Source organism: Pseudomonas sp. GM33, assembly GCF_000282295.1.
Taxonomy (GTDB): domain Bacteria; phylum Pseudomonadota; class Gammaproteobacteria; order Pseudomonadales; family Pseudomonadaceae; genus Aquipseudomonas; species Aquipseudomonas laurylsulfatiphila.
Genome location: NZ_AKJO01000199.1, coordinates 1 through 4,656, shown reverse-complemented (window position 1 = coordinate 4,656; position 4,656 = coordinate 1). Strand labels below are relative to the sequence as shown.

Sequence of the window (4,656 nt, the reverse complement as noted above, 5' to 3'; positions counted from 1 at the left end):
CTCCCGCTGGACTGCGCAGCAGTCCCATTTTCAGGGCCGCTTCGCGCCCCGACGGGACGGTGCGGCGATCCGACAAGCTCCCTCGCCACAGATACAGTGTTCGTCCTTAAGTGAGCAGCATTACGCTCTTCAGCGGGTTTCTGGCTTTTCTGAAACTGCTCGCTACTGCTGTGAACTCAATGGGTTTTTTTCGAGGTCGACAGCCCGGCTTTACTCAAGCCTTTGGTGTTGTGCTCACCCGGCGTCGAGGCCGAGATAGCCCCGGCCTTGGAGAGGCCGCGAGTATCCTTGGAGTGGGCGATGCCTGAGGTCGTGGTGCCATGACCGTTGTCATCGTTGCGCTCACTACCGTAGTGGTTGCCGCTCAGGCCATGGTCGCGCACGGATTTGCCGGCATGGTCGCTGTCCAGCCCGTTGCCGCGGCCGTTGCTGCCGGAGTGGCCTGTGCCGGCGTGTCCGCCACCCATGCCGCCGCCGTGACCTGCGCCGTTTCCGCCGCCGTGGCCGCCACCGTTTCCGCCGCCATTACCACCGCCGTTTCCACCGCCGCCGCCACCGTTTCCACCACCACCGCCGCCGCCGCCACCGCCGTCCTTCGCGTAGGCGGAACCCATGATCGACAGGCCATCAGGCAGCAAAGGGGCGGCTGCAAGCATCATGGCGCATGACATTACAGCAACGAGACTCTTGTTTTTGAAAAGCATGATTGCTTCCGTAGGTGGTTGATATTGCGTGACGTATGACGCGATATCCCTCAAACAGTTCCAGCCCGACGACAGGCGGCTGGAAGCCCACTCACACCTCAATCGAACACACCGTTGAGAATTTCATAGACGAGCCCGGTGGCCAACGCGACCAGGATCAGATCCGTGCCGACTTGCTGCCACTCGTAACCGTCATAGTGGGGCAACCTGCCGACCAGCCGGCCATCCAGTTTTTTGGCAATGCCCGGTGGAAGCGGCTTGCCTCGGGCAAGGTTCTTTTGAATACCCGGTGGCAAGGCAGGCCCGGGGCTCCAGTAGCCCGTGTTGGCGCCGATGATCTCGAGCACGCTGCTGTGATTGATGCTGGGACCATGACTCCAGTCCCCGCCGCCGGAATTCTTGTTCTTGTTGCCATGACTGCCCTGGTTGCCCTGGTTGCCATGGCTGGCCTTGTTGTTGCCCTGGCCGTTTCCTGGATCAGCCAGTGCAGTCACTGAGCCGCTGACCAGGGCCAAACAGGTGATTGCTGCAATCAACGATCGAGACTTGATCATGAGTCGTTCCTTCGTGGCGGGAATGTTCCCTGAACTTTAGACGCCATTGACGGAGTTGGTTCCATCGGGTCACCGTGCGCAACGTTCCGTTCATCCCGACCTCCGAAAATCCCGCAGGAAATCACTCACCGTGGCGAGGGAGCTTGCTCCCGCCGGGCTGCAAAGCGGCCCTTGCGACCCGGCCGGTCCTCACCCTTCCCACCCGAAACGCTCAACCAGACTCCGCTTGATACGTCGCAGATACTTCAATGCATGGCGCTGTTTCCCGATTGTTACCTCAGCGCCGCAGTTGTCACTTCTGCGCCGCCGAACGGGCCAATAGAGTATGGCCGTCGGTGTGGAACAGGCTCGTCGACTTGTCGGCGCGCTGGCACCGATCCCCCCATCACGGAAGAGGTGAATCATGAGTTTCGTCAAAGTGGAAAAAAAATCAGAGCAGCGCCCCGTCGGATGCCGACATGAAAAAAGCCATGGTCGAGTCGGGCGGCCAGCCGGGCGAGGTCACCGGGAACAATGCCGCCCGCACCCTGACCTACACCGGCGTGGTCAATCACACGGTGTACGAGAACAAGCTGATCGAGATCGCCAAGGGTAAACGCACCAGCTGGAACTTCGTCTGGGCCGATGCCCGGGCCGCCTGAGGTCAAGGCGGGGCGGCCGATCGGCTGCCCCGCTGCCCACGCCCCTGATACACCCCCGATACCCACTTGTAACACCACGACACTTAGCCGCCCTGCCCCTCGACCCTAGAGTGACACCGTCAATGGACTGCAGCGCCAAGCGCCAGCAGCCATTGTTTGCCCAACACACCACCAAGGAAGAGGGAAACCATGAGCAAGTCAATCGCTGTCAGCCAACAGAGCCAGCAGCTTCACAATGATGTGCAAGAAGCCGTCAAGTCGATCATGGGTGCTACGCAACTGAAGGCGTCGGATTACGGCCGGGTACTGAGGTCGGCCCTGGCGGCTTCGCAAAAAACCGTCACCATCGAAATCGCCGCCGGCGACCTGACGCAGCTGAAGAAGTCCGGCTACAAGCTGTGCTTTGCCAAGAAGGTGGGTGACGCCGACTACAACGTGGTCTGGCAGTCCTATGACGCTTACCTGAGCAACAACGAGTTCAGCTGGACGCCGCAGTATCAGCTGTTCGCCTCCAACGTGTTCAGGGAAAACGTGCAGGTCAAAGTCTCGACCAACATCATCAACATTGGCCTGGGGCAAACCTCGACACTTGATCAACACGGCCTGCTGAGCCCGGCGGTAACCGGTGGCCCGAATATTTCCCTGACTTTCGTGAACGACTACGCGCCGATTCATCCGGGGGTCAACCAATTGTCCACCGGCATTGATGGCAATCAGGTCAGTACGCCCATCTACGTGGCCGTAAACCAGGTCGTCACCGGCAGTACCGCGCTGACGCCGGTGGAGACCATCCTCGTGTGGTTCGAACAGAACGTACAGACCAGCACCATGTTCAGTACCTCACGCTCCAAGGCGATCGAAATCGACCTGACGTTCGATAACACCGCAGGTCGCCTTTACGAAGGCGGTCAGTGGAAAACCGTGTAACCGTCATGCCGGGGCAACCTCGCGGTTGCCCTTTCACTTCTCTTTACCTGCCGTGGCGAAGTAGCCCGTCAGCGAGCGACAGATCGACTGCGCGAGGTCCTCCTGGGTGGCGATGCCATAAGGTCGATCACGATCGAACTGCGCCGACCAGCGAATCCGCCCCTGCGCCACATCCACCAGGCGCAATGACGCGCGCACCCGCGAAGGCTCGACCCGCACGCTGCCCTCCAGGCAATAGCTGTAACGCCCGCCACGCTTGAAGTCCGCTACCGGCTCGCTGTGTCGTGCCACCCGCATCAACACATGATTGGTCCCGGTCTGCGCCTGCTCGAACGACTCGAACAGGCGGCAACTCAACTCCTCGCACAGGCCTCGGGCAAAGTCATTGCCATCGCGGGTGAGGCAGGTAAACGGCTGGATCTGGACCACAGGATGGCGCGTGCCGACGCCCTTGGGCCGCAGCCGCTGATAGGTCAAGCGATAACACCCGGGTGGAATGCTGAAGCGCACCGGATCCTGCTGGCCGTTGCCGGCGTAATGCGCTGCGAGCTTGCGCCGCAAGCGCCCCACCTGCACGCGCACCACCGGATCGTCACCGGTGCAATACACTGCCGGGTCACGACGAAACACCGCGATGCCAATGGCGTGTTCGGTCAGCGGCGTTTTGCACGCCTGAAGATCGTGCTCGACCAGAAAGCGCAACAGACTGCCCATGCGCCTGGACTTGGCAAACAACGGGCTGACCAGCAACAGCGCCAGCACCCGCTCGATTTCTTCCCGATCGAGCGGCTCGGGAAAGCCCGCCGCCGTCGAATCGGCCATGCTCATGATCACCATCGCCTGCCTCCGTGCAGGTTGCCGACAGGAATGGATGTCGCACTCCGTGATTACCCTTGCAGCGTGAGCAGGAATGGGGCTCGGACACTGCAACGACCAAGCTTAGCAGCCGTGTTGATATCGGCAGGCAATTGCGATGGTAGCAACCCGCCATCCGACGAACGTTCAATCTTGACGTCCGAAAAACTTGTAGGACTTGCCCCTTTGTGGCGAGGGCGCTTGCTCTCGCCGGGCTGCGAAGCGGCCCTCATCCCTTGCAACTCATTTCCTCAGACACATCGCAGTGCCCGGTTTTACGGCGGCAGAGCCGCCGAACGGGAGCAAGCTCCCTCGCCACAGGGGGCATTTGGCGTCCTACAGGCCGGTTGCAGCGCTGGAAATCGATGCCTAATGTGCGCCCGTCGCTGACTTGAATTGGCGATTGGGTTTCGCAGCCCTGTAGATACGTGTAGTAACCTTGCAACCCACCAAACCACTGACGGTCGCATCTGCGCCCGTATGTCGTTTTATGGTGGCTGTGTGTGGGAGATCTTCGGATCTGCCGGGTTCCTCGTATCCTCGGTCTGCGAACCCGCACATAGCTACCACCCCAATCGATTCGCAGCGACCGGGAGTAGCTCTTCTTACAGATACGAGGAAGTTTTACTTATGACAGCTAACAATCCGCAACGCCGCTTCACCCCCATGAAACAAATCGCCACCAGCTACCCCGTCCTCCTCATCGACAGCGACGCCCCGCTGCGCGAACTCCACAACTGCGCCGCCGAACGCCTCAACGCGGTCCTGCAATACCTCAACCTCATGGCCTGCACCAGCCTCCCCGACTACGCCGAAAACGACATCAACACCGTCAGCAACATTTCGCGGATTCTGCTGCAGGATGTGCGGGATGTGTTTGGGGTGATCGAGCAGCGGGGGTTTGAGGTGCCGAAGAAGCAGTGACATTTTTCAAGCGCAAAAAACCCGCACTTCCAGGCTGTGTGAAAACACGCT

General features: G+C 60.3%; 6 protein-coding genes. 3 read left to right on the top strand and 3 right to left on the bottom strand.

All coding sequences use genetic code 11. The annotated features are described in order from the left end of the window. Nucleotides 1-176: 176 nt before the first annotated feature. Nucleotides 177-704, bottom strand: coding sequence for a hypothetical protein (locus PMI26_RS00050; protein ID WP_007981093.1), 528 nt, complete (start codon nt 702-704; stop codon nt 177-179). Between the two features lie 98 nt (nt 705-802). Continuing rightward, nucleotides 803-1,258 (bottom strand): anti-virulence regulator CigR family protein, encoded by a 456-nt coding sequence (locus PMI26_RS00055; protein WP_007981091.1) that lies wholly within the window; start codon nt 1,256-1,258, stop codon nt 803-805. A gap of 458 nt (nt 1,259-1,716) precedes the next feature. Here PMI26_RS00055 and PMI26_RS0130045 point away from each other — a divergent pair, with 458 nt between their 5' ends. Together PMI26_RS0130045 and PMI26_RS00060 are read left to right on the top strand one after the other, a co-directional pair. Beyond that, nucleotides 1,717-1,899 (top strand): hypothetical protein, encoded by a 183-nt coding sequence (locus PMI26_RS0130045; protein ID WP_007981089.1) that lies wholly within the window; start codon nt 1,717-1,719, stop codon nt 1,897-1,899. A 189-nt stretch (nt 1,900-2,088) separates the two neighbouring features. Beyond that, a complete protein-coding gene (locus tag PMI26_RS00060; protein ID WP_007981087.1) occupies nt 2,089-2,826 on the top strand; it encodes a hypothetical protein in 738 nt (245 codons plus the stop codon). 33 nt (nt 2,827-2,859) lie between these two features. Here the strand turns inward: PMI26_RS00060 and PMI26_RS00065 are convergent, their stop codons facing one another. Then, the gene (locus tag PMI26_RS00065) at nt 2,860-3,663 is read right to left on the bottom strand and encodes a hypothetical protein (protein WP_007981085.1); all 804 of its coding nucleotides are present in this window, start codon (nt 3,661-3,663) and stop codon (nt 2,860-2,862) included. 648 nt (nt 3,664-4,311) lie between these two features. On the opposite strand from PMI26_RS00065, the gene PMI26_RS00070 reads away from it, so the two are divergent. Then, a complete protein-coding gene (locus tag PMI26_RS00070) occupies nt 4,312-4,605 on the top strand; it encodes a hypothetical protein (RefSeq protein ID WP_007981083.1) in 294 nt (97 codons plus the stop codon). Nucleotides 4,606-4,656 lie beyond the last annotated feature (51 nt).